Source organism: Kitasatospora sp. NPDC029367 (genome assembly GCF_055569135.1).
Genome location: NZ_JBVHYH010000002.1, coordinates 118,084 through 143,524 on the forward strand (window position 1 = coordinate 118,084; position 25,441 = coordinate 143,524).

Consider the following 25,441-nt stretch of genomic DNA (forward strand, 5'->3'; position numbering starts at 1 on the left):
TACGAGGTGCCCAGGTCCGCCGGTAGGGCGATCCGTCCTACTCCGTAGGTCGGAGACGGCCCCGCTCCGGTTGGAAGGGGCCGCGCGCCGCCGGGTAGCGTCCCGGCCCATGACGTGGATGCGGTGGGCGCCCGCCATGGAACGGGCCCTGTACGACCGGGACGGCGGCTTCTACCGCAGGCCGGAGGGCCCGGCCGGGCACTTCCGGACCTCGGTGCACGCCTCGCCGAGGTTCGCCCGTGCGGTGGCCCGGCTGCTGCTGGAGGTTGACGAGGCCCTCGGCCGTCCGGAGGAGCTGGCCCTGGTCGACGTCGGGGCCGGGCGCGGCGAACTGCTGGCCGGGGTGCTGGCCGAACTGCCCGGGCCGGTGCTCGCGCGGCTGCGCCCGTACGGCGTGGAGCTCGCCGAGCGGCCCGCCGGGCTTCCGTCCACAGCCCTGTGGACGACGGAGCCGCCGCGCGGGGCGACCGGGCTGCTGTTCGCCAACGAGTGGCTGGACAACGTGCCGCTGGACGCCGGGGAGGTCGACGGGGACGGCGTGCTGCGCTACCGCGAGGTGGACACCGCGACCGGTGAGGAGCGCCTCGGCGAACCCGTCTCGGCGGCCGACGCGGCCTGGGCCGAGCGCTGGTGGCCGGTCGTCGAGCCCGGGGAGGTGGTGGAGTTCGGGGCGCCCCGGGACGCCGCCTGGGCCCGGGCGGTGGCCGGGCTGGAGCGCGGACTGGCCGTCGCCGTCGACTACGGGCACACGGCCGGGCGGCGGCCGCCGTTCGGGACCTTCACCGGTTTCCGGGACGGCCGGGAGGTGGCCCCGGTGCCGGACGGCTCCTGCGACGTGACCGCGCACGTCGCGCTGGACGCCGTCGCCGTCCCCGGTCTCCACAGCCTGTGGACGACGCAGCGCGAGGCCCTGCGCGCGCTCGGGGTCAGCGGCGGACGCCCGCCGCTGGCGCTCGCCTCCACCGACCCGGCCGGCTACCTGCGGGCCCTGAGCGGCGCCGGGGAGGGGGCCGAACTCACCGACCCGGCCGGGCTGGGCGGCTTCGGATGGGTCCTGCAAGCCGTCCGCATGCCGGTACCGGAAAGCCTGGCGGCCCTGCCGGGATGGCAGACTCTGGGGTCATGAGGGAGACCACGGTCGGCATCGGGGCGGGAGCCGAGAACTTCACCGGCGAGGCGGGCACCACCGACATGGTGCTCAACATCGGCCCGCAGCACCCGGCCACCCACGGCGTGCTGCGGCTGCGGCTGCTGCTCGACGGCGAGCGGATCGTCACCGCCGAGCCGGTGATCGGCTACATGCACCGCGGCGCGGAGAAGCTGTTCGAGGCCCGTGACTACCGGCAGATCATCATGCTGGCCAACCGGCACGACTGGCTCTCCGCCTTCTCCAACGAACTCGGCGTGGTGCTCGGCGTCGAGCGGATGCTCGGCATGGAGGTCCCCGAGCGGGCGGTGTGGATCCGCACCCTGCTCGCCGAGCTCAACCGGGTGCTCAACCACCTGATGTTCCTCGGCTCCTACCCGCTGGAACTCGGCGGGATCACCCCGATCTTCCACGCCTTCACCGGCCGCGAGGACCTCCAGCACGTGCTGGAGGAGGCCTCCGGCGGCCGGATGCACTACATGTTCAACCGGGTCGGCGGCCTCAAGGAGGACCTCCCGGCCGGTTGGCTCGGCCGGGTCCGCGCCGCCGTCGCCACCGTCCGCTCCCAGCTGCCGGTCTTCGAGGACCTCGTCCTCGGCAACGAGATCTTCCGCGCCCGCACCGCCGGCGTCGGCGTGCTCACCGCGGCCCAGGCGCAGGCGTACGGGGTCAGCGGCCCGATCGCCCGGGCCAGCGGCCTCGACTTCGACCTGCGCCGCGACGAGCCCTACCTCGCGTACGGCTCCGAGGAGCTGCGGCAGGTGCTCACCGTCGTCACCCGCGAGGAGGGCGACTGCCTCGCCCGCTTCGAATGCCTGCTGGAGCAGACCGGCAACTCGCTGGACCTCGCCGACGCCTGCCTCGACAAGCTCGCCACCCTCCCGCCCGGCCCGGTCAACCAGCGGCTGCCCAAGGTGCTCAAGGCGCCCGAGGGCAGCACCTACGCGTGGACCGAGAACCCGCTCGGGATCAACGGCTACTACCTGGTCTCGCGCGGTGACAAGACGCCGTGGCGGCTCAAGCTGCGCTCGGCGTCCTTCAACAACATCCAGGCGCTGACCGAGCTGCTGCCCGGGACGCTGGTCGCCGACATGGTGGCGATCCTCGGGTCGATGTTCTTCGTGGTCGGCGACATCGACAAGTAGGCAGGTACCCAGGGGGTGCGCCGGTACCGGGGGTGTGCCGGTACCGGCGGGCGGGGTCAGTCCTTCTTCGGCTTCCTGACCGGGTCCGCCGGGTGCGGGGCCACCCTGCGGTCGCCCTTGGTGGCGATCCGCTCCTCGCAGAGCCGGGCCAGCACCTGGTACGCCTCGCGGCCCATCAGCTCGGTGAGCTCGGGGCGGTAGCTGACGTACACCGGCACCGCGCCCTGGTGCGCGGCCGGCGCCCCGGTGCACCACCAGTGCAGGTCGTGGCCGCCCGGGCCCCAGCCGCGGCGGTCGTACTCGCCGATCGTCACCTGGAGGTAGCGGGTGTCGTCGGGGCGGTCGATCCAGTCGTAGGTGCGGCGGACCGGCAGCTGCCAGCAGACGTCCGGCTTGGTCTCCAGCGGCTCGCGGCCCTCCTTGAGGGCCAGCGCGTGCAGGGCGCAGCCGGCGCCGCCCGCGAAGTCCGGGCTGTTCACGAAGATGCAGGCGCCGTTGACCCGGCGGGTCTGGCGGTCGCCGTCCTCGTCCAGCATGGTCACGCCGCCGTCGGAGCGGATCCGGCCCTTGGCGTCGGTGCCCTCGGCGAAGTTCTCCCACAGCTCGGGCGTCAGCCGGGCCGCGTGGCCGAGGACGCGCTTCTCGTCGTCCTCGTCCGAGTAGTGGGCGCCCAGCGTGCAGCAGCCGTCCGACTCGCCGCGGCCCTCGCGGATGCCGTGGCAGCCCTGGCCGAAGACGCAGGACCAGCGGGAGGTCAGCCAGGTCAGGTCGCAGCGGAAGACCTGCTCCTCGTCGGCGGGGTCGGCGAACTCGACCCAGGCGCGCGGGAAGTCGAGCGGGACCTCGTCGCGCGGGATCTCGCGGCGCAGGGTCGGCATCGCGAGGTCGACGGGAGCGGGGGCGGCCGGGGGCTTCGCCTTGGTCTTCTTCTTGGACGTTTCTGCTGGTGCCACCCGGCAAGGGTAGAGCTTCGCGGGGGCGTACGGACCGGTGGACGACGCCCGGCGCGCGCCCGGGACGCGGTGAAGGCGGGGTGAAGAGGTCCGGCCGTGGGCGCCTGCGGGGCCGGGCGCGTGCCTAGGGCGTGTCTTGTGGATCAGGCCAGGCCCGCGACGCCAGGGCACGCACCTCGCCGCGTTGTCGTCGGTCGCCGATGGCCCCCAGCCTTCGGCCGGGAGGTGCCCCCACCGCATGGACTCCCTCCTCCGCCTTGCGATGCACGCACCCTGACGCCGCGGTCTGGTCCGACCTGATCCACAAGACACGCCCTAGGATGGCGGCCGCGGTCCGCTACGGGGAGGTACGGGATGGCAGGCGGCAGCACCGGCAGGTCCGACGGTGACGGCACCGGGTTCGCCCTCAAGCCGTGGGAACTCCACGGCGAGGGGCGGGAGTTCGAGAAGCTCGGACGCGAACTCGGCAAGGCCGTGGGCACCTTGGAGAAGGACCTGGCCGCACTCGGCACGCCCTGGGGCGCCGACCAGCCGGGCAGCGCCTTCGCCGCCGTCTACGGCCCGGCGCACGGTGAACTCCTCGGCGGGCTGAAAGCCCTGGCCGGCCAACTGGGCAAGGTCGGGGCCGGACTGCACAGCATGGCCGAGCGGACCACCGACACCGACACCTCGACGGCGGACGGCTTCGGCGCGACCACCGGACCGGCCGGAGCCGCCCCGGGGGCGGTCGCCCGGCCCGCCGTGTACCAGGGCCCGCCGACGACTTCGGGCACCGGAGCAACCCCGGGGGCGGCACCGGCCGTCCCCCAGGACATGTCGGTCTGAACACGTCGGTCTGAACACGTCGGTCTGAACGGCCCGGCTCGAAGGGGGAAGAAGCGCGTGTCCCGGAAACTGCCCGAGGAACTGGTCCCGCTCCTGGCCAGGACCGGCCACCCGTGGCCGCAGGCCGACGAGGAGGCCCTGCGCAAGGCGGCCGCGCACTGGCGGGAGTTCGCCGCCGAGGCCGAACGGATCACCCGCCGGGGCGGCGAGTCCGTCCAGCGGGTGGCCGCCGACAACTCCGGCCACGCCGTCGACTCCTTCACCGCGTACTGGCGCACCTACAGCGACGGCGGCAAGGGCCGGCTGCCGGATGCCCACACCGCCGTCGGGCTGGTCGCCGCCGCCTTCGACACCGCCGCGAAGGACGTCGACGGCTGCAAGGCCGAGATCATCGCCACCCTGCGGAACCTGGCCGCCGAGCTCCAGCAGGCCCGGGAGCAGGCCGCCAAGGTCCAGCAGACCGCGGCCGAGGTGGCCCGCACCGCCGACCAGGCGGGCCAGGCGGACCAGGCGGGGCAGACGGGGCGGACCGGGGTGTTCGGCGGGCTGGCGAAGTCCGTCGCCGGCTTCGCGGACGGCGTCAGGAACGCCGCCGCCGGCCAGGTCGCGGCGGGCATCGAGGCCGTGGCGGTGGAGACCGCAGCCCTCAAGATCGCCGGACTGCTCGCCGAACTCGGCCGCAGCATGAAGGACGCCCTGGCCACCGCGCTCAAGGACCCCTCCGCCGTCGCCCTGCTGCGCCTCGGCACCACCGCCACGCCCGGCGTCACCACCGCCTCCTACCGCACCGCGGGCGGCTTCGACCCGCTCGCCGCCGGACTGCCCGCGGCCCTCCGCGAACCGGGCGTGCTCGGCAAGGACGGCACCGGACTGGTCGTGCTCTCCGGGAAGGACGGCAGGCCGCTGGTCGGCGTGCCCGGCCTCAGCGTCGCGCTCGACGCCCACGGGCAGCCCGTCCTCGGCGCGGACGGCAAGCCGGTCATCCTGCGCTCCGACGGCACACCGGTGGCCGACGCCGCCGGGCTGCTGGTGGTGACCGGAGCGGACGGCAAGCCGGTGGTCGGGGTGGCCGACCTGGCCGTCCGGCTCGACGAGCACGGGCAGCCGGTGCTCACCGACCAGGCCGGGAAGGACCTGCACGGGCTGCCGCTCGCCGACCTGACCGACCCGCGGGACCGGAAGGCCCCCGGCGGCGACCCGAAGGGGGCGGGGGTGCTGCCGACGGTGGACCAGGCCGTCGCGCCGGTGGTCCCGTCCGTGCTCGCCGTGGCGTCGCCCAACGCGGACCCCACGGCCGCCCCGTCCTCGGCACCGACGGCCGACCCGGCCGCCGCGGCCACCGGCCCCTCGTACGGCGGCTCGCACCGGGCCGTGGCCGCGGCCGCCGACTGGTCGCCGCCCGCCCGGGACGACGGGCCGTCGGTCCGGGCGGCGGCCCCCGCCCACCAGGGCGGCTCGGCGGTGGCGGCGGCCTGGTCGGACGGGGACTACCCGCTCCAGGCGCCCACGCACACCGGGGGAGGCGGCGGTGGCGGCAGCGTGCCGGTGACCGTACGGACCGACTCCGTGGCCGCGCCGCCCGCGCCCGTCGCCGCGCCCTCCACCGGCGGACCCGGCTACAGCCCGGCGCCGGACGCGCCCCCGGTCGTCCGGCCGGTCGGTGTGGTCGGCGTGGTCGGTGCGCCCGGGCCGTTCGGGACACCGGCCTACCCGGGCGGCTACCCGGTGGCGGGCCCGATCGGCACTGTCGGGCCCGGCCCGCTCGCCGTGGGCGGCGGATACCCGGCGCACCCGGCCGCGCCCTTCGGCAGCGGCGTCGGGGCGGGTGCGCCCGGCGGCGTCGCGGCCGGTACGCCGGTGGCCGGTACGCCCGTAGCCGGCGCGCCCGTGGCCGGGACGCCTGTCGTCGGCGCGCCCGTCGTCGGTGCCCCGGTGGCCGCCGGACCGCAGCCCGGCGCGCCCCGCACCCCGGCCGGAACCCACGGCCCGGCCACCGCACCCCCGCCGCCGGCCGAGCCGCCGATCGTCGGCACCACCCCGGTCATCGGCCGGCCCGAGCCCCACCACCCCGACGGCCGCCGCCGGGACACCGCCGCGGCCCTCGCCGACCCGACCCTCGCCTGGGGCGCCGTCCCGGTCGCCACCGCCCACGCGATGGCCCTCCAACTCGCCCTGCGCGCCCGCCGCGGCCCGCTCGCCGACGGCCCCGAAGAACCCCGACCGCGCACCATCGCCGACAGCCGCCCGTACGGACGGCCCGGCGGGCTCGGCCCGGTCGACCCCCAGCACCAGGCCGAACTCGAACGCCGGGTGCCCCGCGACCAGGACGACCTGCCCGCCCGCCACCCCGACCCGGCGGCCGGCGGCTGGGCCGAGGCCGTCAACGCGGGCGGCCACCGCGAAGCCGGCCGGGCCAACAACAGCCTGGAGATCGCCCTCTCCGCCGTCGACACCTACACCGGCCGCCCCACCTGCGCGGCCCCGCGCATCCCCACCGAGGGCGACGCCGGTGAACGCGGCGGCCGCGACCGCGCCGAACGCGAACTCGGCGCCCCCTTCCGCGACCTCGGCGACGGCGGCCAGGCCTTCACCCGCCTCGCCGCCGAACTCCGCCGGGCCGGGCACGGCGCCCAGGCCGTGCTGCTCACCCTGGACGCCTACGGCCGCCCGCACGCCTGGAACGCCGTCAACCACCGGGACACCGTCACCTACCTCGACCACCAGCTCGCCCGCCGCGGCCCCGCCCCCCTCCACCCCGCCACCCAGGGCCTCTGGGCCATCGCCCTGAACCCGGAGGGCCGTCCCCTGGACCTGGTGGCGGCCTGAGCTCCTGGTGTCACCCGTTCCTGGCACGCCATCGGGTTCGCGTGGGAAGCCGGTTCGGCCGACTTCCCGCGCCGACGGAGCGGCCGTGCCCGGGGATCCCGGTCGGGCGGTCCTCGTCAGGGGTGTTGCGCTCACCGTCCCTCCGGAGGCTCCGGTCGGGCGGGAGCGGTACCGGCGTCCTCCTTCGGCGGATTCCCCCGGTGGCCGATCGGGGCTGGATGATCGGGGCTGGACGATGATGGGGTCCGATTCGACGACGGGGGTGTACGGGTGATCGCACGGGCGCAGGCGGTGGAGGCGGGGCACCGGTGGATCAACGGGGATCTGCCGCAGGGAGCCGGGGTGGCGCGGCGGGTGTGCGCGCACGAGTTCGAGCTGGGGTGGGTGGTCTGGGCGGAGCCGCCGCGGGTGGAGGTGGACCCGCGGACGGGGGAGCGGCGGGCGCCCGAGGAGGTCGGGGCCGCGTGCGCCGTGGTGGACCGGGAGAGCGGGCGGTTCACGGTCTGGCCGTCGGTTCCGGTGGAGGAAGTGGTCGGGCTCTACCGGGACTTCGTCGGCGCGGGCGGCCACGACCCGACCCGGCCGCCGGCCACCGGCTGGGGCGCCCGGGCCGAGCTGACCTACCGGGACGGCACCGGCGCCACCCGCGCGCTGGCGCTGCGCTCGGCGGCCGGGCTGCCGCATCCGGCGCTGCGCGGCTGGTGGTGGCTGCGGGAGCGGGGCGTCGCGGCGGAGGACGTGCTGGCGGTGCGGACCGACCTGCGGATGGCGGCCCTGCCCGGCGGCTACTGGTCGTACGCGCTGGCGGCCGAACTGCCGCACGTCCGGCTGGACTTCGACCTGCCGTACGGCCCGCGCTTCGACCACCGGGCCGCCGCCGTACGGGAGTTGGCCGCCGGGCACGCCGGGCACGCCGGGCCGGACGTGCCGGACGGGCCGGGGCGCAACCGGGTGCCGTTCCCGCGGGCGGTGCCGCCGCTGCCGGCGGAGCCGGACGCCGCCCTGGCGCAGCGGCTGGCCGAGCGGTTCGGTCCGGCGGGCGTCCAGCGCTTCGATCCGGCGGACGTGGTGCGCGCCGAGCTGCCCGGGGAGGCGGCGGCGCTGCTGCTGGCGGTCGGGCTGCCGAAGGCGGTGGACGGCTTCTTCGCGCTGCACCACCCGGGCGCTGAGGCGATCGCGGACGGCTCCCGCCCGGGCACCGTGCTGCCCCCGCTCGCGCCGTACCTCGCCGCGCTCGGCCGCGGCACCCGGGTGGCCGAGCGGGAGCGGACGGCGGCGGCCGGGCAGCTGGTGCTGGGGACGGACGGCTGGGCGCTGATCACCCTCGACCCGGCGGACGGCGCCGTCCGGGCGGTGGACCCGGACTACGCGACGGCCCGTCACTGCAACGCCGACCTGCGGGCCTTCGTCCGCTGCCTGGAGCTGTTCGCCGGCTGGTGGCCGACCCTGCCCGGGCTGGACCCGGCCGCGGCGGGCACGGCGGTGGACGCCCTGCAGCGGGGGCTGGCGGAGCTGGACGGTACGGTCTACGGCGATCCGGAGAACTGGTGGGCCGTCATCGTGGAACAGTTGTGGGACGGCCTGCTCTGATCCGGCCGCGGGCCGTGGCGAACCGGCCGATCCCGGCGATCCCGGTGGACCGGGGAACCGGACGTCGGTGCGGGGCTGTCAGAAGGATCAAAGGATCAGATGACCGCGTATGACCCGTACCAGCCGACCCCGAGCGACCGAAACCGGAGCACCGAGCCGTGACCGCCCCGCCCCGCGCCGCCCAGACGGCCGTCCTCGCCGCGCTCGCGGTCCTGGCCGCCGGGTGCGCCTCCGCCGGTCCCGCGTTGCAGGCCCGCTCGCCCGCCGCGCCGCCGGTGTGCGCGTCCCCGGTGGTGATCGGGCACCGGGGTGCGCCGTTCAACGCGCCCGAGAACACCATGGCCTCCTTCGAGACCGCCCTCAAGCAGGGCGCGGACTGGCTGGAGACCGACGTGCAGACCACCCGGGACGGCGTCCCGGTGCTGATGCACGACCCGACCGTGGACCGCACCACCAACGGCAAGGGCGCCGTCGCGGACCTGACCGCCGCCCAGGTCGCCGCCCTGCGGGTGACCGTCGGCCCGGGCGGCGCCCAGCCCGTCCCGACCCTGGAGGAACTGCTCGCGCGGCTCTCCACCAGCAGCGCCACGCTGCTGATGGAGCTCAAGTGGCAGCGCCCCGAGGACGTCGTCCGGATCGCCCGGATGGCGGCCGGCAGCCGGGCGCACATCGTGCTCTACTCCTTCTCGGTCGCCAACCTGCGCCAGGCCCACGCGGTGGCCCCCGCCCTGCCGGTGGTGCTGATCCAGAGCGGCGGGATCGCCGAGGACCCGGGGGACCTCAAACTGGACGGCATCGCCCTGGACGCGGGCCTGGCCACTGCCGCCCGGATCGCGGCCGAGCGCAAGGCCGGACGCGAGGTCTACGTCTGGACGCTGGACGGCGACGAGGCCTGGCAGCTGATGACCGCCCGGGATGCCGACGGGCTGATCACCGACACCCCGGGCCCGGCCCGCCGCTGGGTGGACGCCAACTGCCGCACCGAGCGCCGGGCCGGCCCGCGCGGCCACTGAGCGCACGGCGGTCGGGGAGCACCCACCGATCGCACCCGGAACGGTCGGGAACGACCTGGACCAGCGCGAATACGGTCACAACCGATCTCCTCCAGGGCCGGATCGCGTAGCGTGGAGAGTTATGCGACTCGGTGTGCTCGACGTAGGTTCCAACACGGTCCACTTCCTCGTGGTGGACGCCCATCCGGGTGCCGCCCCGCTGGCCGCGTACTCGCACAAGGCCGAACTGCGCCTGGCCGAACTGCTCGACGGTTCCGGTGCGATAAGCGAGGCCGGCGTCGACCGGCTGATCGGCCACATCGCCTCCTCGCTGCGGGTCGCCGAGGACAAGGGCGTGGTCGACATCCTGCCGTTCGCCACCTCGGCCGTCCGCGAGGCCGCCAACGGCGAGCAGGTGCTGCGCCGGGTCGCCGCCGAGACCGGGATCGAACTGCGGGTGCTCTCCGGGCAGGACGAGGCCCGGCTCACCTTCCTGGCCGTCCGGCGCTGGTTCGGCTGGTCCTCGGGCCGGCTGCTCAACCTGGACATCGGCGGCGGCTCCCTGGAGATCGCCTGCGGCCTGGACGAGCAGCCGGACGTCGCCTGCTCGCTGCCGCTCGGCGCCGGGCGGCTGACCGCCCGCTGGCTGCCCGGGGACGTCGCCGAACCGGACGCGCTGCGCGAGTTGAGACGGCACGTCCGCGCCGAGATCGCCAACGTGGTCGGCGAGATCTCCCGGCTCGGGGCGCCGCAGCACGCCGTCGCCACCTCCAAGACCTTCAAGCAACTGGCCCGGATGACCGGCGCCGCCCCCGCCGACGCCGGCCCGTACGCCGAGCGCCGGCTCACCCGCAGCGGGCTCGCCGCCTGGCTGCCGCGGCTGTCCACGATGACCGTCGCCGAGCGCGCGCAGATCCCCGGGGTCTCCGAGGGCCGGGCCAAGCAACTGCTGGCCGGGGCCCTGGTCGCGGACGCCGCGATGGACCTGTTCGGCCTGGACGAGCTGGACGTCTGTCCGTGGGCCCTGCGCGAGGGCATCATCCTGCGCGAGCTGGACGCCATGGACAGCCCCGCCGACCGGCGCCGCCCCGCGCTCACCCAGTAGCGGGGGAGCGTGCCGGCGGTCACTCCGCCGGGCGTCCGCCCCCGTTCGGGGCGCGCTCCGCTTACGCTGTCTCCCGTGGTGCAACCAGCGGGCGAGGACGGAACGCAGGAGGGCCGCGCTCCCGGAGCGGACGGGCAGCCGCGGTCGGCCGGCCCGCGCGGCCGGCTCGGCAAGGCCGGTCTCGGCAAGGCGGTCAAGGGCGCCACCGCGGCACAGGCCGGCAAGGTGGCCAAGGTCGCCAAGGTCAAGGTTGCCAAGGCTGCCAAGAGCGCCAAGGCGGCCAAGGGGGCCGAGGCCGTCGAGGCGGGCCGACGCACCGCGAAGAAGGCCACGGCCGCCGAGCGGAAGCAGAGCGAGCAGCCGACCACCGCGAAGACCGCGAAGACCGGCAATACCGCGAAGACCGCGAAGACCCCGACCAAGCGGAGCACGGCCCGTAAGGCCGCCACCGGGACCGCCGGGCAGCCGCCCAAGGAGACCCGCACCGCCCGGGCCGCCGGCGCCGCCAAGGCCGCCGTCCAGTCCGTCCGCTCGGTGAAGGCCGCCAAGCGCGACGCCGCCCGCCCGCCGCTGCTGCGCACCACCGACCGGCTGGTGCTGCCCCAGCACCCGACCCTGCACATCCCGGACACCAAGGTCGCGCTGTCCACCGCCTCGGTGTACCCGGCGAGCACCGCCGTCGCCTTCGAGCTGGCCGCCAAGCTCGGCTACGACGGGGTCGAGGTGATGGTCTGGAACGACCCGGTCAGCCAGGACCTGGAGGCGCTGCGCCGCCTCTCCGACGCCCACCAGCTGCCGATCCTGGCCGTGCACGCCCCCTGCCTGCTGATCACCCAGCGGGTCTGGACCACCGACCCGTGGACCAAGCTGGTCCGGGCCCGGGCGGCGGCCGAGAAGCTCGGCGCCGGCGCCGTCGTGGTGCACCCGCCGTTCCGCTGGCAGCGGCAGTACGCCCGCGAGTTCGTCGAGGGCATCAACCGGATGGCGGGCGAGACCGACGTCCGCTTCGCCGTCGAGAACATGTACCCGTGGCGCTACCGCGACCGCGAGGTGCTGGCCTACGCCCCCGGCTGGGACGTCACCGAGGAGGAGTACCGGCACTTCACCATCGACCTCTCGCACGTCGCCACCTCCCGGATCGACGCCTTCGAGATGGTCGAGCGGATGGGCGACCGGCTCGCCCACGTCCACCTGGCCGACGGCAGCGGCTCCGGCAAGGACGAGCACCTGATCCCCGGCCGGGGCAAGCAGCCCTGCGCCGAACTGCTGGAGCACCTCGCCCGCACCGGCTTCGACGGCCATGTGGTGCTGGAGGTCAACACCCGCCGCTCCGCGTCCCCCGCCGAACGCGAGGCCGACCTGGCCGAGGCCCTCGCCTTCACCCGCTTGCACCTCGCCACCCCCTCGCGCGTACGCTGAGCACCGGGCCCGGCCGGGCCCGAACTTCCGCTCGGAGGGGGATACATGACGGAGGATCGGGAATACCGGGAACTCGCCATGAGCTTCGGCGCGGTCGCCGCCGAGTACGACCAGGGCCGCCCCGGCTACCCCGACGAGCTGTTCGACGCGGTGGAGCGGCTCTGGGGCCGCGGCCTCAAGGGCGCCCGGGTCCTGGACGTCGGCGCCGGGACGGGCATCGCCACCCGGCTGCTGGCCGCCCGGGGCGCCGAGGTCGTCGCGGTCGAGCCCAGCGACGGCATGGCCGCTCAGTTCCTGGCCTCCTCGCCGGCCCTGCCGGTGGTCCGCGGGACGGGCGACGACCTGCCCTTCCACGACGCCTCCGCCGACCTGATCGGCTACGCCCAGGCCTTCCACTGGACCAGGCCCGAGCGGTCCATCCCGGAGGCGCTCCGGGTGCTGCGGCCGGGCGGCGCCCTGGCCACCTGGTGGAACCTGCACGACGAGACCGTGCCGTGGGTCCGGGCCCGGGCCGAGCGGCTGGCCGCCGCGCTGCCCGGCCGCTACCGCGGCTACGGTGGGATCAGCGGCCACACCCGGCACTTCGCCCCGGCCGGCCTGGTGGTCGAGCGGACGGTGCTGCACTGGGAGCGGCAGGTCACCGTCGAGCACGTGCTCACCGACCTGACCTCCCGCTCCTACCTGGCCTCGCTCAGCCCGGAGGAGCGCGCCCCGGTGCTGGCCGCCGAGCGGGAGGCGATGGCCGTCGAGTTCCCGGACGGCGTGGTCGCAGAACCGTTCAGCCTGGACCTCACCGTGGCCGTCAAGCCGGCCTGACCGCGAGCCGCCGGTCCGCCGGTCCGCCGCCCGGGGGCCCGTACGTCCGCCGTCCTGCCGCTGCGTCGGGGCCCCGCCCCGACTGCCCGCATCGCGGACGCGCCGTCCGCCGGCCGGACGGCGGGCGTAGGCTCGTAAGCCACAACGGCCCCCGCGCCCCCTCACCGGCGGGGCGCCGGCGAGAGCCCCGAAGGAGTGGAGCACAGTGCCCGAGCTGAGGTCCCGTACGGTCACCCACGGTCGCAACATGGCAGGCGCCCGGGCGCTTCTCCGGGCCGCCGGCGTAGCCCGCGAGGACTTCGGCAAGCCGATCATCGCGGTCGCCAACTCCTTCACCGAGTTCGTCCCCGGCCACACCCACCTCCAGCCGGTCGGCCGGATCGTCTCCGAGGCGATCAAGGAGGCCGGGGGCATCCCGCGCGAGTTCAACACCATCGCCGTCGACGACGGCATCGCGATGGGCCACGGCGGCATGCTCTACTCGCTGCCCTCGCGCGACCTGATCGCCGACTCCGTCGAGTACATGGTCAACGCGCACTGCGCCGACGCACTGATCTGCATCTCCAACTGCGACAAGATCACCCCCGGCATGCTGATGGCCGCGCTGCGCCTCAACATCCCGACCGTGTTCGTCTCCGGCGGTCCGATGGAGGCCGGCAAGGCCACCCTGGTCGACGGCACCGTGCGCAAGCTGGACCTGGTCGACGCGATCTCCCAGGCGGTGAACGAGAACGTCTCCGACGAGGACATCGCGATCATCGAGGAGAACGCCTGCCCGACCTGCGGTTCCTGCTCGGGCATGTTCACCGCCAACTCGATGAACTGCCTCACCGAGGCGATCGGCCTCTCGCTGCCCGGCAACGGCTCCGTCCTGGCCACCCACACCGCCCGCCGGGCCCTGTACGAGAAGGCCGGGCGCACGGTCGTCGAGATCACCAACCGCCACTACGGCCAGGACGACGCCTCCGTCCTGCCGCGCGCGATCGCCACCCGCGCCGCCTTCGAGAACGCCATGGCCCTGGACATCGCCATGGGCGGCTCGACCAACACCATCCTGCACCTGCTCGCCGCCGCCCAGGAGGCCGAGCTGGACTTCGACCAGCGGGCCATCGACGCGATCTCCCGCAAGGTGCCCTGTCTGTCCAAGGTCGCGCCCAACGGCTCGTACTACATGGAGGACGTCCACCGGGCCGGCGGGATCCCCGCCATCCTCGGCGAGCTGTACCGGGGCGGGCTGCTCAACGAGGACGTCCACACCGTGCACTCGGACTCGCTCGCCGAGTGGCTCAAGACCTGGGACGTGCGCGGCGGTTCGCCCTCCGCCGAGGCCGTCGAGCTGTGGCACGCCGCCCCCGGCTGCAAGCGTTCCGCCGAGGCCTTCTCGCAGTCCGAGCGCTGGGAGTCGCTGGACACCGACGCCGCCAAGGGCTGCATCCGCAGCGTCGAGCACGCCTACTCGGTCGAGGGCGGCCTCGCCGTGCTGTACGGCAACCTCGCCGAGGACGGCTGCATCGTGAAGACGGCCGGCGTCGACGAGTCGATCTGGACCTTCAGCGGCCCGGCCGTCGTCGTGGAGTCCCAGGAGGACGCGGTCGAGGCGATCCTCGCCAAGCGGGTCAAGGAGGGCGACGTCGTCGTCATCCGTTACGAGGGCCCCAAGGGCGGCCCCGGCATGCAGGAGATGCTCTACCCGACCTCCTTCCTCAAGGGCCGCGGCCTCGGCAAGGCCTGCGCGCTCGTCACCGACGGCCGCTTCTCCGGCGGCACCTCGGGCCTGTCCATCGGCCACGCCTCCCCGGAGGCGGCCTCCGGCGGCACCATCGCGCTGGTCGAGGACGGCGACACCATCGCCATCGACATCCCGGCCCGGACGATCTCCCTGGAGGTCCCGGACGAGGTCCTGGCCGAGCGCCGCCGCGCGCTGGAGGCCGGGCACGGCTACCGGCCGCGGAACCGCGACCGCCAGGTCAGCCAGGCGCTGCGGGCCTACGCGGCGATGGCCACCTCGGCCGACAAGGGCGCGGTCCGGGACGTCAGCAAGCTCGGCTGAGCCCGGCCGGCCACGGGGGGGGGGGGGGGGGGGTGGGGGGGGGCCCCCCCCCCCTTTTTCCCCGGGCAGGTGCCCCACGCCACACACAAGTGGTCCATGCACCACCGCGGGCACCAACCCCCCCCCCCCCCCCCCCCCCCCCCCCCCCCCCCCCCCCCCCCCCCCCCCCCTCACCCCCCCCCCCCCCCCCCCCCCCCCCCCCCCCCCCGGCCCCCCGCCAGGTACGAAGGGGCAGTACCAGCACCGTGAGGGACACACGAGAGAGCCGGCTGCTGCTCATCCTGCTGGTGGCCGTCGCCTTCGCGCTCATCACCGTGGACATCAAGGGCGGTGAGGACTCCCCGCTCGGCCCGGCCCGGCACGCCGCCGCGAAGGTCCTCGGCCCGGTCGAGCGCGGCGCCGCCACCGTCGTGGACCCGGTCGCGAACACCGTCCGCGCCTTCCGCGACGCCGCCACCGACAGCGGCCGCACCGACCAGCTCGCCCGCGAGAACACCGAACTGCGGCAGAAGCTCGCCTCCTCCGACATGGCCACCGGGCGCACCAAGCAGCTGGACGACCTGCTGCGCACCGCCGGCGCCGGCGGCTACACCGTCAAGGCCGCCCAGGTCATCGCGATCGGCCCGGCCCAGGGCTTCTCCTGGACCATCACCGTCGACGCCGGCAGCGACGACGGCCTCACCCGCGACATGACCGTCATCAACGGCCAGGGCCTGGTCGGCCGGATCACCACCGTCGGCCCGACCACCGCCACCGTGCTGCTCGCCTCCGACCCCGGCTTCTCGGCCGGCACCCGGCTGGAGGGCAGCGGCGAGATCGGCTTCGCCTCCGGTGGCGGCGACAGCCCGATGAAGGTCTCCCTGCTCAACGGGAAGGCCCAGGTCAAGACCGGCGACCGGCTGGTCACCTTCGGCTCGCAGAGCGGCCGCCCGTTCGTGCCCGGCGTCCCGGTCGGCAAGGTCGTCGAGGTCCAGGCCAACGCCGGCCAGCTGACCAAGACCGTCCTGGTCGAGCCCTTCGTCCAGTTCACCCGACTGGACCTGGTCGGCGTGGTCGTGGTGCCCCCGCGCACCGACCCGCGCGACGCCGTGCTGCCGCCCGCCCCCACCCCGGGGCAGAGCCAGGCCCCGGCCGCGCCCGCCCAGCCGCAGGCCTCCGCGCCCGCCGCCCCGCCCGCCAAGCCCACTGGGGGGAACTGAGCCATGCGCCTCGCCCGCATCCCCGTCTCCGCCGTCCTGATCCTGCTCGGCCTGATCCTCCAGGTCAGCGTCCTCGGCCGGCTCCAGCTCCCGGGAGCCACCCCGGACATACTGCTGCTCGTCGTGGTCGGCCTGGCCATGGTCTACGGGCCGACCGGCGGCTGCCTGGTCGGCTTCTCGGCCGGCCTGCTGGCCGACCTCGCACCGCCCTCCGACCACGCGATCGGCCGCTACGCCCTGGTGCTCTGCCTGATGGGCTACGCCGCCGGGCTGCTGCGCCCCGAGCACGGCCGCCAGCGCTCCGTCTCCAGCGCGCTGCTGGTGGTCGGCGCCGCGGCGATCGCCTCCACCCTGCTGTACGCGATGGTCGGCGCCCTGGTCGGCGACACCGCGGCCCGGCACGTCGGCCTCGGCGGCCTGGTGATCAGCGCCCTGCTGTACGACCTGCTGCTGGCCCCGTTCGTGGTGCCGCTGGTGATGCTGTTCGGCCGCCGCTTCGGCCGCGACCCGGTGTCCGCCGCCAGCGACGACGACGAGGGCGGCCCGGGCCTGGGCACGCTGGCCCGCTACCGCACCACCCGCGAGGTCTCCAGCGGCCCGTCGTACAAGAAGCGGCGCGTGCCCGGCTTCGCCCGACGCCCGTAGCCGGCCGGTCCAGGCCCGCCCCCAGACCTCCCGACCCTCCCGCACCCCTGGAGCGCACGAGACGTGAGCAACATCCCCGAGACCGGCCGTACCCGGCGGGTGACGATCCGTCTGGTGGTGCTGCAGATCCTGGTGCTGTCGCTGCTCGCCACCCTGGGCGGACGGCTCTGGTACCTGCAGATCCGCAACGCCAAGGAGTACACCGCCAAGGCGACCGGCAACCACATCCGCGAGGTGGTCGAACCGGCCGTCCGCGGCGAGATCCTGGACGCCTCCGGGCGGATCCTGGCCGGCAACGAGACCCGGCTGGTGGTGTCCGTCAGCCGCACCTCGCTGCTCCAGCAGAAGGACGGCGGCAAGGGGGTGCTCGGCCGGCTCGCCGACGTGCTCGGGATGCCCGCCAAGGACGTCCAGGAGAAGGTCCGGCTCTGCGACGCCAAGACCCCGCAGCCCTGCTGGAACGGTTCTCCCTACCAGCCGATCCCGGTCACCAAGGAGGCGACCACCCAGCAGGCGATGCAGATAATGGAGCGCCGCGAGGACTTCCCCGGGGTCACCGCGCAGCCCACCGCCGTACGCCGCTACACCGGCGCCGAGGGCGCCAACATGGCCCAGGTGCTCGGCTACCTCTCGCCGGTCACCGACGACGAGGTCAGCAAGACCGCCGACAAGAGCGGCCTGGACCGCTACCTGCCGGCCGACCAGATCGGCCGGGCCGGCCTGGAGTCGGTGTACGACCGCGACCTGCGCGGCACCGCCGGCATCACCAAGCTGGAGGTCGACAACCTCGGCCGGGTGATCGGCACCGCCGGCACCGTCGCCCCGCAGACCGGCAACAACCTGGTCACCAGCATCGACGCCCGGGTGCAGAAGGTCGTCGAGGACAACCTGGCGCAGGCCATGGCCGACGCCCGGAACACCTTCGACAAGGTCACCAACCGCAACTACGAGGCCGACTCCGGCGCCGCCGTCGTGATGGACGTGCACACCGGCCGGATCGTCGCGATGGCCAGCGCCCCGACCTACGACCCCAACCTCTGGGTGGGCGGCATCAGCGGCAAGGACTACCAGTCGCTGACCAGCAAGGACTCCAACTTCCCGCTGCTGAACCGGGCCATACAGGGTCAGTCCGCCCCCGGCTCGACCTTCAAGGTCGTCTCCACCACCGCCGCCGTGCAGGCCGGCTACTCGCTGGACGGCAGCTACCCGTGCCCCAAGAGCCTCACCATCGGCGGGCGCGAGTTCAAGAACTTCGAGAGCGAGAACTTCGGCTCCATCTCCCTGGAGAAGGCGCTGGAGGTCTCCTGCGACACCGTCTTCTACGGCCTGGCGTACGACCAGTGGATGAAGGACGGCGGCATCAAGCCGAAGAACCCGGGCGACTGGTTCTTCAAGACCGCCCACGAGTTCGGCCTCGGCGCCAAGACCGGCATCGACCTGCCGGCCGAGGTCCCCGGCCGGGTGCCGGACCGGCAGTGGAAGCAGTCCTTCTACGACAACAACAAGGACGCCTGGTGCGCCCAGGCGCAGAAGGGCGGCAACAGCTTCTCGGACCAGATCGCCCGGGAGAACTGCGTCGACGGCTACCAGATGCGCGCCGGTGACGCCGTCAACTTCGCGATCGGCCAGGGCGACACCCTGGTCACCCCGGTCCAGATGGCCCGGATCTACTCGGCGCTGGCCAACGGCGGCACCTTCTACCGGCCGACCATCGCCAAGGCGGTGATAAGCCCGGGCGGGGACCTCGTCCGCGACATCGCCCCGCACGAGGACGCCAAGTTCCCCGGCGACCAGAAGCTGCTCAGCTACATCGACCAGGCCACCGCCGGCGTCATCACCAGCGGCACCGCCGCCTGGAAGTTCGCCGGGGCCGGCTGGCCGCAGAACAAGATCGAGCTGCACGCCAAGACCGGCACCGCCGAGGTCGAGGGCAAGCAGACCACCTCCTGGCTGACCACGTACAGCAAGGACTACGCCGTCGTCATGACGATCAGCCAGGGCGGCACCGGCTCCGGCGGCTCCGGCGACGCCGTGCGCCGGATCTACCAGGCGCTGTACGGGGTGGACGACAAGGGCAACATCGACAACAGCAAGGCGCTGCTGCCCACGCCGCAGGGCCAGCTGCCGAAGTTCAACCCGGACGGCACCGCGATCATCAAGCCGGCCTCGTACGACGCCGGTGCGGCCCAGGGGGCCTCCAGCGCGCAGCTCGCGCCGGTCCCACCGCTCGCCCCGGCCGTAGCGGCTGTAGCGGCCGGTCACGCCGCCCCGGCGCAGGCGGACGCCGCCCCGGCGGCGGCCTTCCTCGACCCGGCACCCCCGGCCGACAGCCCGGCGTCGTACACCGCGGCCGCCGCGGCCCTCGAACCGAACCGCCCGGGAAGGGGACGGGCATGACCTCCTACGGCTCGTACCGGCAGCTGCGGCTGACCCCGCAGCGCAGCGGGGTCTCCAAGGCCCTGGCCAAGGACTCCCCGCTCTGGCGGCTGGACTGGATACTGCTGTTGGCGGGCCTCGCCCTCTCGCTCGTCGGCTCACTGCTGGTCTGGTCGGCCACCCGCGGGCGCGACAACCTCACCCACGGGGACCCGCAGTACTTCCTCTACCGGCACCTGACGAACTTCGTGATCGGCCTGGTGCTGTGCGCCGTGGTGATAGCGATAGGAGCCCGGCGGGTCCGCACCCTGGTGCCCTTCGTCTACGTCGGCGTGATCCTGCTGCTGCTGGCGACGCTCAGCCCGATCGGCTCGACCGTCAACGGCGCCCACTCGTGGATCCAGCTCGGCGGCGGCTTCTCCGTCCAGCCGGCCGAGTTCGCGAAGGTCGCCATCCTGCTGGCGATGGCCGTCGTGCTGTCGGACCAGGTCGACGCGGGGGAGCGGGAGTTCCCCTCGCACCGGGCGGTGTTCCGGGGCCTGATCTGGGCCTGCCTGCCGATGGGCCTGGTGCTGCTGATGCCGGACGCCGGGTCGGTCATGGTGATGTCCGCGGTCGTGCTCGGCATCCTGCTCGGCTCCGGCGCCGCCAACCGCTGGGTGCTCGGCATCCTGGCGCTCGGCGTCAGCGGGAGCATCGCGATCTGGAAGCTCGGGCTGCTCAGCCAGTACCAGATCGACCGCTTCGCCGCCTTCGCCAACCCCCAGCTCGACCCCAACGGCGTCGGCTACAACACCGCCCAGGCCCGGATCGCGATCGGCTCGGGCGGGCTGACCGGCAAGGGGCTGTTCCACGGCACCCAGACCATCGGGCAGTTCGTGCCGGAGCAGCAGACCGACTTCGTGTTCACCGTCGCCGGTGAGGAGCTGGGCTTCGTCGGGGCGCTGGCGATCATCGCGCTGGTCGGCGTGATCCTCTGGCGGGCCTGCCGGATCGCCCGCCAGGCCACCGACCTGTACGGGACGATCGTGGCGGCGGGGATCATCGCCTGGTTCTCCTTCCAGGCCTTCGAGAACATCGGGATGTGCCTGGGCATCATGCCGGTCGCGGGCATCCCGCTGCCCTTCGTCTCCTACGGCGGCTCCTCGATGTTCGCGGTCTGGATCGGCATCGGGCTGCTCCAGGCGGTGCGCAGCCAGCGGCCGATAGCGGCCTGAGCTGTCGGCTCGCTGGGGCTGTCGGCCCCCGAGGGCCGTCGGCTCCCAGGGCCGTCGGTCCAGGGCCGGTCCGGATCCTTCCGGGCCGGCCCTTCGCCTTGCCGGGAGCGGGAGTTGACGTTACGTCAGGTTGCTTGCAGCAGGCAGTCGGCGGCGGCCAGGACCGCCCGGGTCTGGTGGGCCAGCTGCTCCTGGACCGGCACCCAGCGGGCACCGAAGCGGTGCCGCAGCCGGTCCAGGTTGTCCGCGACGACGGCGCGGGCGCGCTCCCGGGTGGCCTCGGCGGCCGGGCCGCGGGCGTCGGCGAGCAGCCGCAGCAGGATCGAGGCGACCCGCAGCGGCAGCCGGGCGGCGACCAGCCCGGCGGTGGTCGCCCGGGCGGCGCTCAGCGGGCCGGGGCACCACAGCTCCAGCCACTCGGCGGCCATCCGCGGAGCCACCGCCAGGTTGAACTCGGCGGTGCGCACCAGCGGGCCGTACGCCTCCCGGGCCTGGTCCGGGACACGGGCGAGCAGCGCGTCCAGCTGCTCGGTGCGCAGGGTGAGCTCGTGGGCCGCCTCGCCGACGGCCCGCGGCCCGGCCGGATGGATCCGGGCGTCGCCGACCGCGTCCACGGCCCACATCGGGACCTCCAGGACGGCGGTCACCCCGCCGTACCGGGCCGCGTACGACCAGGTGGACAGCTCGGGTTCGTCCGGCAGCGCCCGGGGGGTGCCGGTGCTGCCGGGCGGCGGCATCAGATAGGTGCCGGGGGCGGGGCTGGACCAGCCGACCGCGTCGTAGGAGTCCACGTCGAGCGGGATGCCGGCCCGGTCCGCGGAGCGGGCGAAGCGCTCGGCCAGGCCGGGCACCGGGCCGGTCAGCTGGACGAAGGCGCCGCCGAAGTCCACCCCGTGCAGCGAGCACTGCAGGAAGGGGCGCAGTTCGTCGATCAGCCCGGTCAGGGCCAGGCTCTCCGGCATCGGTGGGCGGCCGGAGTCGGGGGCGGGGAGCAGTTCCGGCTGCTCCTCGAAGGCGGGGCGGAAGAAGTGCTCGTAGTGGCGGCGCATGGTGAGCGGGCCGTCCAGCCAGCCGGCGTTGAGGGCGGCGCCGTCCGGGTCCAGGCAGAGCAGCAGGTGCCAGGACAGGCCGGGCCGGGCGGGGCGCTCCAGCAGCACCTCGGCCAGCCGGACGGCGGCGGCGGTGCCGATCGGCTCGTTCGGGTGCGGGCCGCCGACCACCAGGGCGGCGCGCGGCCCGCGGTCCACCGAGAGCAGCAGCAGCGGGCGCCCGGCCCGGGAGCGGCCCACCTCGCGCAGCCGGCAGCGGTCGGGGTGGCGCAGGGCGAGGCGGCGGGCCGCGCTCTCGGCCTGGGCCGCGGTCGGGTAGCGGGCCGGCCGGGCGTCGGGGGCGCGCAGGGCCAGGGGCCGGACCCGCCGACCGGTGTCGGTCATGGTTCTCCTTGCGACCGGTCGCACGGCCGCCGGGGCGCGCGGGCGTGCCGCGCCGCCGGACGCGGCCTGCGGGCCGGGGGGACGGGCTCCGCGGGGCCTGGGGAGGGGGCCGCGCGGGGACGGGGAGGGTGTGCTGGGGCGAGCGGGCCGCCGGGGAGTCGGCGTTGGCCGAGCGTACGACCCAACTCCCGTCTCCGGAAGGGGTACAGGGCCTTGGGCAGGGCCCTGTCAGTACCGCACGGGCGTTCCGGGCGTGTCAACGGTGGACCGGGCCGGTCGGCGGGCGCGCACCGCGCGTGCCGGGGCGGTCACCGGCGGGCGCCGACCGCGCCGGGGCGGTCACCGGCGGGCGCCGACCGCGCCGGGGCGCACCGGAGGGCGACCGCCCCGGGCGGGTCGTTCCCCGGATTGGGCTACCCTTGAGGGTCACCCCTCCCGTGCCGACTCGCGGCACCGAATCACGTCGTAAGGGTTCCTAGTACATGACTGTCGAATCGGTCTTCCCACGCCTGGAGGCCCTCCTCCCGCACGTCCAGAAGCCGATCCAGTACGTCGGCGGCGAGCTCAACTCGACCGTCAAGGACTGGGACGCCTGCGACGTCCGCTGGGCGCTGATGTACCCCGACGCCTACGAGGTCGGGCTGCCCAACCAGGGCGTCATGATCCTCTACGAGGTGCTGAACGAGCGCGAGGGCGTGCTGGCCGAGCGCACCTACAGCGTCTGGCCGGACCTCGAGGCCCTGATGCGCGAGCACCGGGTGCCGCAGTTCACGGTGGACGCCCACCGCCCGGTCAAGGCCTTCGACGTGTTCGGGCTGTCGTTCTCCACCGAGCTCGGCTACACCAACATGCTGACCGCGCTCGACCTGGCCGGCATCCCGCTGGAGGCCAAGGACCGCACCGACGAGGACCCGATCGTCCTGGCCGGCGGCCACGCGGCGTTCAACCCGGAGCCGATCGCGGACTTCCTGGACTGCGCGGTGATCGGCGACGGCGAGCAGGCCGTCCTCGACATCACGGAGATCATCCGCGCCTGGAAGGCCGAGGGCCGCCCGGGCGGGCGCGACGAGCTGCTGCTGCGCCTGGCGCGCACCGGCGGGGTGTACGTGCCGAAGTTCTACGACGTGGAGTACCTGGCCGACGGCCGGATCGCCCGTGTCGTGCCGAACGCCCCGGGCGTGCCGTGGCGGGTGTCCAAGCACACCGTGATGGACCTGGACGAGTGGCCGTACCCCAAGCAGCCGCTGGTCCCGCTCGCGGAGACGGTGCACGAGCGGATGTCCGTGGAGATCTTCCGCGGCTGCACCCGCGGCTGCCGCTTCTGCCAGGCCGGCATGATCACGCGCCCCGTGCGGGAGCGAAGCATCACCGGCATCGGCGAGATGGTCGAGCGCGGGCTCAAGGCGACCGGCTTCGAGGAGGTCGGCCTGCTGTCGCTGTCCAGCGCCGACCACACCGAGATCGGTGACATCGCCAAGGGGCTGGCCGACCGCTACACCGAGGACAAGATCGGCCTGTCGCTGCCGTCCACCCGCGTCGACGCCTTCAACATCGACCTCGCCAACGAGCTGTCCCGCAACGGGCGCCGCTCGGGCCTCACCTTCGCCCCCGAGGGCGGCAGCGAGCGCATGCGCAAGGTGATCAACAAGATGGTGTCGGAGGAGGACCTGATCCGCACCGTCGCCACCGCGTACGGCAACGGCTGGCGCCAGGTGAAGCTGTACTTCATGTGCGGCCTGCCCACCGAGACCGACGAGGACGTGCTCCAGATCGGCGAGATGGCGAAGAACGTCATCCAGAAGGGCCGCGAGGTCACCGGCCAGAACGACATCCGCTGCACCGTCTCCATCGGCGGGTTCGTGCCCAAGCCGCACACCCCGTTCCAGTGGGCCCCGCAGCTGTCCGCCGAGGCCACCGACGCCCGCCTGGCCAAGCTGCGCGACTCCATCCGCGGCGACCGCAAGTACGGCAAGAACATCGGCTACCGCTACCACGACGGCAAGCCCGGCATCGTCGAGGGCCTGCTCTCCCGCGGCGACCGCCGGATCGGCGCGGTCATCCGCGCGGTCTACGAGGACGGCGGCCGCTTCGACGGCTGGCGCGAGTACTTCTCGTACGACCGCTGGATGCTCGCCGCCGAGAAGGGCCTGGCCGGCACCGGCGTCGACGTCGACTGGTACACCACCCGCGAGCGCTCCTACGAGGAGGTGCTGCCCTGGGACCACCTGGACAGCGGCCTCGACAAGGACTGGCTGTGGGAGGACTGGCAGGACGCCCTGGAGGAGGTCGAGGTCGACGACTGCCGCTGGACGCCGTGCTTCGACTGCGGCGTGTGCCCGCAGATGGACACCCAGATCCAGATCGGCCCCACCGGCAAGAAGCTGCTGCCGCTGTCGGTCGTCAACAAGTAGTCGGGGCAGGGCGCTCGACCCCCGGCCGGAGTGGTCCGGGCGGGGGTCGGTGGTGGGCGGCTGACCAGGGGCGGAGCGAGCGGGGCGGCGGGGCGCGTACCCTTTGGGGTGACAGAGTCCGGACAGTGGCGGGTTTGCGCCGCGCCGGACGGGGAGAACTGACTAAGGACTGAGCGACCCTGGCACGCCGTACGCCCGACGGTCCGCCGCCCGCGCCGACGGTGCAGCGGATTCGTCTCCGCTACACCAAGCGCGGCCGGCTCCGCTTCACCAGCCACCGTGACTTCCAGCGCGCCTTCGAGCGCGCCCTGCGCCGGTCCGCCGTTCCGATGGCCTACTCGGCGGGCTTCACCCCGCACCCGAAGGTGTCCTACGCCAACGCCGCCCCGACCGGGGTGGCGAGCGAGGCGGAGTACCTGGAGATCGGCCTGGCCGCCGTGCGCGACCCGGAGCAGCTGCGGGCGCAGCTGGACGAGTCGCTGCCGGACGGACTGGACGTGACCGACGCGGTCGAGGTGCGCACGCCCAACTTCGTGGAGCGCCTGGAGGCCTCCGAGTGGCTGGTGCGCCTGGACGGTGTCGAGCCGGCCGAGGCCGCCGAGGCGGTCCGCGTGTTCCTGGCCGAGGAGAAGGTCGAGGTCGAGCGCCGGACCAAGAACGGCGTGCGGGTTTTCGACGCGCGCGGTGCGGTGGCGGCGCTCGAAGCCGTCGAGCCGCAGGTCGACGGCGGTGCGGACACGGCGGTCGGAACCGGCCGCGATGTTCGGACGGGCCGTCCCTGTGCGATACTGCGCCTGGTAGTACGACACGCCACACCCGCCGTACGACCCGACGACGTATTGTCCGGTCTCCGTGCGACGGCCGACCTGGCGCCGCCGGTCCCCGCAGAGGTGACCAGGCTGGCGCAGGGGCCGCTCGACGAGGAGTCCGGCACGGTGACCGACCCGCTGGCGCTCGACCGCGCCGCGGCCCCGGCCGGCTGAGAAACGGCCGGCGGGCCGCGCGCTACCGCGTCCGCCTAGGGGGCGGAGGCCGGGTCCAGTGCCTCACTGGACCCGACGGTCCTCCAGGGTTGCCGCGGCTCCCCAGGGGAGCGAGCGTCGTCGCAGCACAGGCCGGCCACTCGGGGCCCGCCGACCAGGACGGTCGGTGGGCTCGGGACCCCGTCCGGGAGCCACCCGGGGTTGGGGGACGGCTCAGCTTGGGAAAAACTCAGAAGACTGGTCAGACCAGAAGACTTTCGACACCCCGCGCAACGCGGGGCGCCGAGCGAGACTACGAGCCCCTGTGCG

18 protein-coding genes are annotated in these 25,441 nt (G+C 74.4%); 16 read left to right on the forward strand and 2 right to left on the reverse strand.

Translation table 11 applies throughout. The features are described 5' to 3' along the window. Window positions 1-109 precede the first annotated feature (109 nt). Window positions 110-1,126 (forward strand): SAM-dependent methyltransferase, encoded by a 1,017-nt coding sequence (locus ACZ4W5_RS02765; protein ID WP_465652353.1) that lies wholly within the window; start codon window positions 110-112, stop codon window positions 1,124-1,126. Beyond that, window positions 1,123-2,292, forward strand: coding sequence for an NADH-quinone oxidoreductase subunit D (locus ACZ4W5_RS02770; RefSeq protein ID WP_360225829.1), 1,170 nt, complete (start codon window positions 1,123-1,125; stop codon window positions 2,290-2,292). Before ACZ4W5_RS02765 ends, ACZ4W5_RS02770 begins: the two co-directional genes overlap by 4 nt. A gap of 56 nt (window positions 2,293-2,348) precedes the next feature. On the opposite strand, the gene ACZ4W5_RS02775 is transcribed toward ACZ4W5_RS02770, so the two are convergent. Then, the gene (locus ACZ4W5_RS02775; protein ID WP_360227622.1) at window positions 2,349-3,170 is read right to left on the reverse strand and encodes a DUF3109 family protein; all 822 of its coding nucleotides are present in this window, start codon (window positions 3,168-3,170) and stop codon (window positions 2,349-2,351) included. Window positions 3,171-3,599: 429 nt separating this feature from the next. On the opposite strand from ACZ4W5_RS02775, the gene ACZ4W5_RS02780 reads away from it, so the two are divergent. The 12 genes from ACZ4W5_RS02780 (at window position 3,600) to rodA (ending at window position 20,305) form a co-directional block, all read left to right on the forward strand. Beyond that, the gene (locus ACZ4W5_RS02780) at window positions 3,600-4,070 is read left to right on the forward strand and encodes a hypothetical protein (RefSeq protein WP_360225831.1); all 471 of its coding nucleotides are present in this window, start codon (window positions 3,600-3,602) and stop codon (window positions 4,068-4,070) included. 57 nt (window positions 4,071-4,127) lie between these two features. Beyond that, window positions 4,128-6,896, forward strand: a complete 2,769-nt coding sequence (locus tag ACZ4W5_RS02785) for a toxin glutamine deamidase domain-containing protein (RefSeq protein ID WP_465652356.1) — start codon at window positions 4,128-4,130, stop codon at window positions 6,894-6,896. Between the two features lie 270 nt (window positions 6,897-7,166). Next, a complete protein-coding gene (locus tag ACZ4W5_RS02790) occupies window positions 7,167-8,486 on the forward strand; it encodes an SUKH-4 family immunity protein (RefSeq protein ID WP_465652358.1) in 1,320 nt (439 codons plus the stop codon). A 158-nt stretch (window positions 8,487-8,644) separates the two neighbouring features. Further along, the gene (locus ACZ4W5_RS02795) at window positions 8,645-9,499 is read left to right on the forward strand and encodes a glycerophosphodiester phosphodiesterase (RefSeq protein WP_465652360.1); all 855 of its coding nucleotides are present in this window, start codon (window positions 8,645-8,647) and stop codon (window positions 9,497-9,499) included. A 121-nt stretch (window positions 9,500-9,620) separates the two neighbouring features. Next, the gene (locus ACZ4W5_RS02800; protein ID WP_402482073.1) at window positions 9,621-10,583 is read left to right on the forward strand and encodes a Ppx/GppA family phosphatase; all 963 of its coding nucleotides are present in this window, start codon (window positions 9,621-9,623) and stop codon (window positions 10,581-10,583) included. Window positions 10,584-11,198: 615 nt separating this feature from the next. After that, the gene (locus tag ACZ4W5_RS02805; RefSeq protein WP_360227625.1) at window positions 11,199-12,002 is read left to right on the forward strand and encodes a sugar phosphate isomerase/epimerase family protein; all 804 of its coding nucleotides are present in this window, start codon (window positions 11,199-11,201) and stop codon (window positions 12,000-12,002) included. 45 nt (window positions 12,003-12,047) lie between these two features. After that, entirely contained in the window at window positions 12,048-12,818 is a 771-nt protein-coding gene (locus ACZ4W5_RS02810) for a class I SAM-dependent methyltransferase (RefSeq protein WP_465652363.1), read from the forward strand. A gap of 205 nt (window positions 12,819-13,023) precedes the next feature. Beyond that, the gene (ilvD, locus tag ACZ4W5_RS02815; protein ID WP_465652365.1) at window positions 13,024-14,868 is read left to right on the forward strand and encodes a dihydroxy-acid dehydratase; all 1,845 of its coding nucleotides are present in this window, start codon (window positions 13,024-13,026) and stop codon (window positions 14,866-14,868) included. 245 nt (window positions 14,869-15,113) lie between these two features. After that, window positions 15,114-16,067 (forward strand): rod shape-determining protein MreC, encoded by a 954-nt coding sequence (gene mreC, locus ACZ4W5_RS02820; protein ID WP_360228900.1) that lies wholly within the window; start codon window positions 15,114-15,116, stop codon window positions 16,065-16,067. A 3-nt stretch (window positions 16,068-16,070) separates the two neighbouring features. Then, on the forward strand, window positions 16,071-16,712 hold the full coding sequence (mreD, locus tag ACZ4W5_RS02825) for a rod shape-determining protein MreD (RefSeq protein ID WP_360228897.1): 642 nt from the start codon (window positions 16,071-16,073) through the stop codon (window positions 16,710-16,712). Between the two features lie 63 nt (window positions 16,713-16,775). Continuing rightward, complete coding sequence (gene mrdA / locus ACZ4W5_RS02830; RefSeq protein ID WP_465652367.1) at window positions 16,776-19,109, forward strand: penicillin-binding protein 2; 2,334 nt, start codon at window positions 16,776-16,778, stop codon at window positions 19,107-19,109. After that, the gene (rodA, locus tag ACZ4W5_RS02835; RefSeq protein WP_360228891.1) at window positions 19,106-20,305 is read left to right on the forward strand and encodes a rod shape-determining protein RodA; all 1,200 of its coding nucleotides are present in this window, start codon (window positions 19,106-19,108) and stop codon (window positions 20,303-20,305) included. Before mrdA ends, rodA begins: the two co-directional genes overlap by 4 nt. Window positions 20,306-20,430: 125 nt before the next feature. Here rodA and ACZ4W5_RS02840 read toward each other — a convergent pair whose 3' ends face one another. Continuing rightward, window positions 20,431-21,738, reverse strand: a complete 1,308-nt coding sequence (locus ACZ4W5_RS02840; protein ID WP_465652369.1) for a M14 family zinc carboxypeptidase — start codon at window positions 21,736-21,738, stop codon at window positions 20,431-20,433. 482 nt (window positions 21,739-22,220) lie between these two features. Here ACZ4W5_RS02840 and ACZ4W5_RS02845 point away from each other — a divergent pair, with 482 nt between their 5' ends. Continuing rightward, window positions 22,221-24,149, forward strand: a complete 1,929-nt coding sequence (locus ACZ4W5_RS02845) for a TIGR03960 family B12-binding radical SAM protein (protein WP_465652371.1) — start codon at window positions 22,221-22,223, stop codon at window positions 24,147-24,149. A 221-nt stretch (window positions 24,150-24,370) separates the two neighbouring features. Next, window positions 24,371-25,132 carry a TIGR03936 family radical SAM-associated protein gene (locus ACZ4W5_RS02850; RefSeq protein ID WP_360228882.1) on the forward strand — a complete coding sequence of 254 codons (762 nt, stop codon included), beginning with the start codon at window positions 24,371-24,373 and terminating at the stop codon, window positions 25,130-25,132. Window positions 25,133-25,441 lie beyond the last annotated feature (309 nt).

Bases quoted from the DNA above. Each gene is read 5' to 3' on its own strand.
- ACZ4W5_RS02775 (WP_360227622.1), bottom strand. From the start codon at position 3,170: ATGCCGACCCTGCGCCGCGAGATCCCGCGCGACGAGGTCCCGCTCGAC.
- ACZ4W5_RS02810 (WP_465652363.1), top strand. From the start codon at position 12,048: ATGACGGAGGATCGGGAATACCGGGAACTCGCCATGAGCTTCGGCGCG.
- ACZ4W5_RS02800 (WP_402482073.1), top strand. From the start codon at position 9,621: ATGCGACTCGGTGTGCTCGACGTAGGTTCCAACACGGTCCACTTCCTC.
- mreD (WP_360228897.1), top strand. From the start codon at position 16,071: ATGCGCCTCGCCCGCATCCCCGTCTCCGCCGTCCTGATCCTGCTCGGC.
- ACZ4W5_RS02765 (WP_465652353.1), top strand. From the start codon at position 110: ATGACGTGGATGCGGTGGGCGCCCGCCATGGAACGGGCCCTGTACGAC.
- ACZ4W5_RS02780 (WP_360225831.1), top strand. From the start codon at position 3,600: ATGGCAGGCGGCAGCACCGGCAGGTCCGACGGTGACGGCACCGGGTTC.
- ACZ4W5_RS02770 (WP_360225829.1), top strand. From the start codon at position 1,123: ATGAGGGAGACCACGGTCGGCATCGGGGCGGGAGCCGAGAACTTCACC.
- ACZ4W5_RS02845 (WP_465652371.1), top strand. From the start codon at position 22,221: ATGACTGTCGAATCGGTCTTCCCACGCCTGGAGGCCCTCCTCCCGCAC.
- ACZ4W5_RS02840 (WP_465652369.1), bottom strand. From the start codon at position 21,738: ATGACCGACACCGGTCGGCGGGTCCGGCCCCTGGCCCTGCGCGCCCCC.
- rodA (WP_360228891.1), top strand. From the start codon at position 19,106: ATGACCTCCTACGGCTCGTACCGGCAGCTGCGGCTGACCCCGCAGCGC.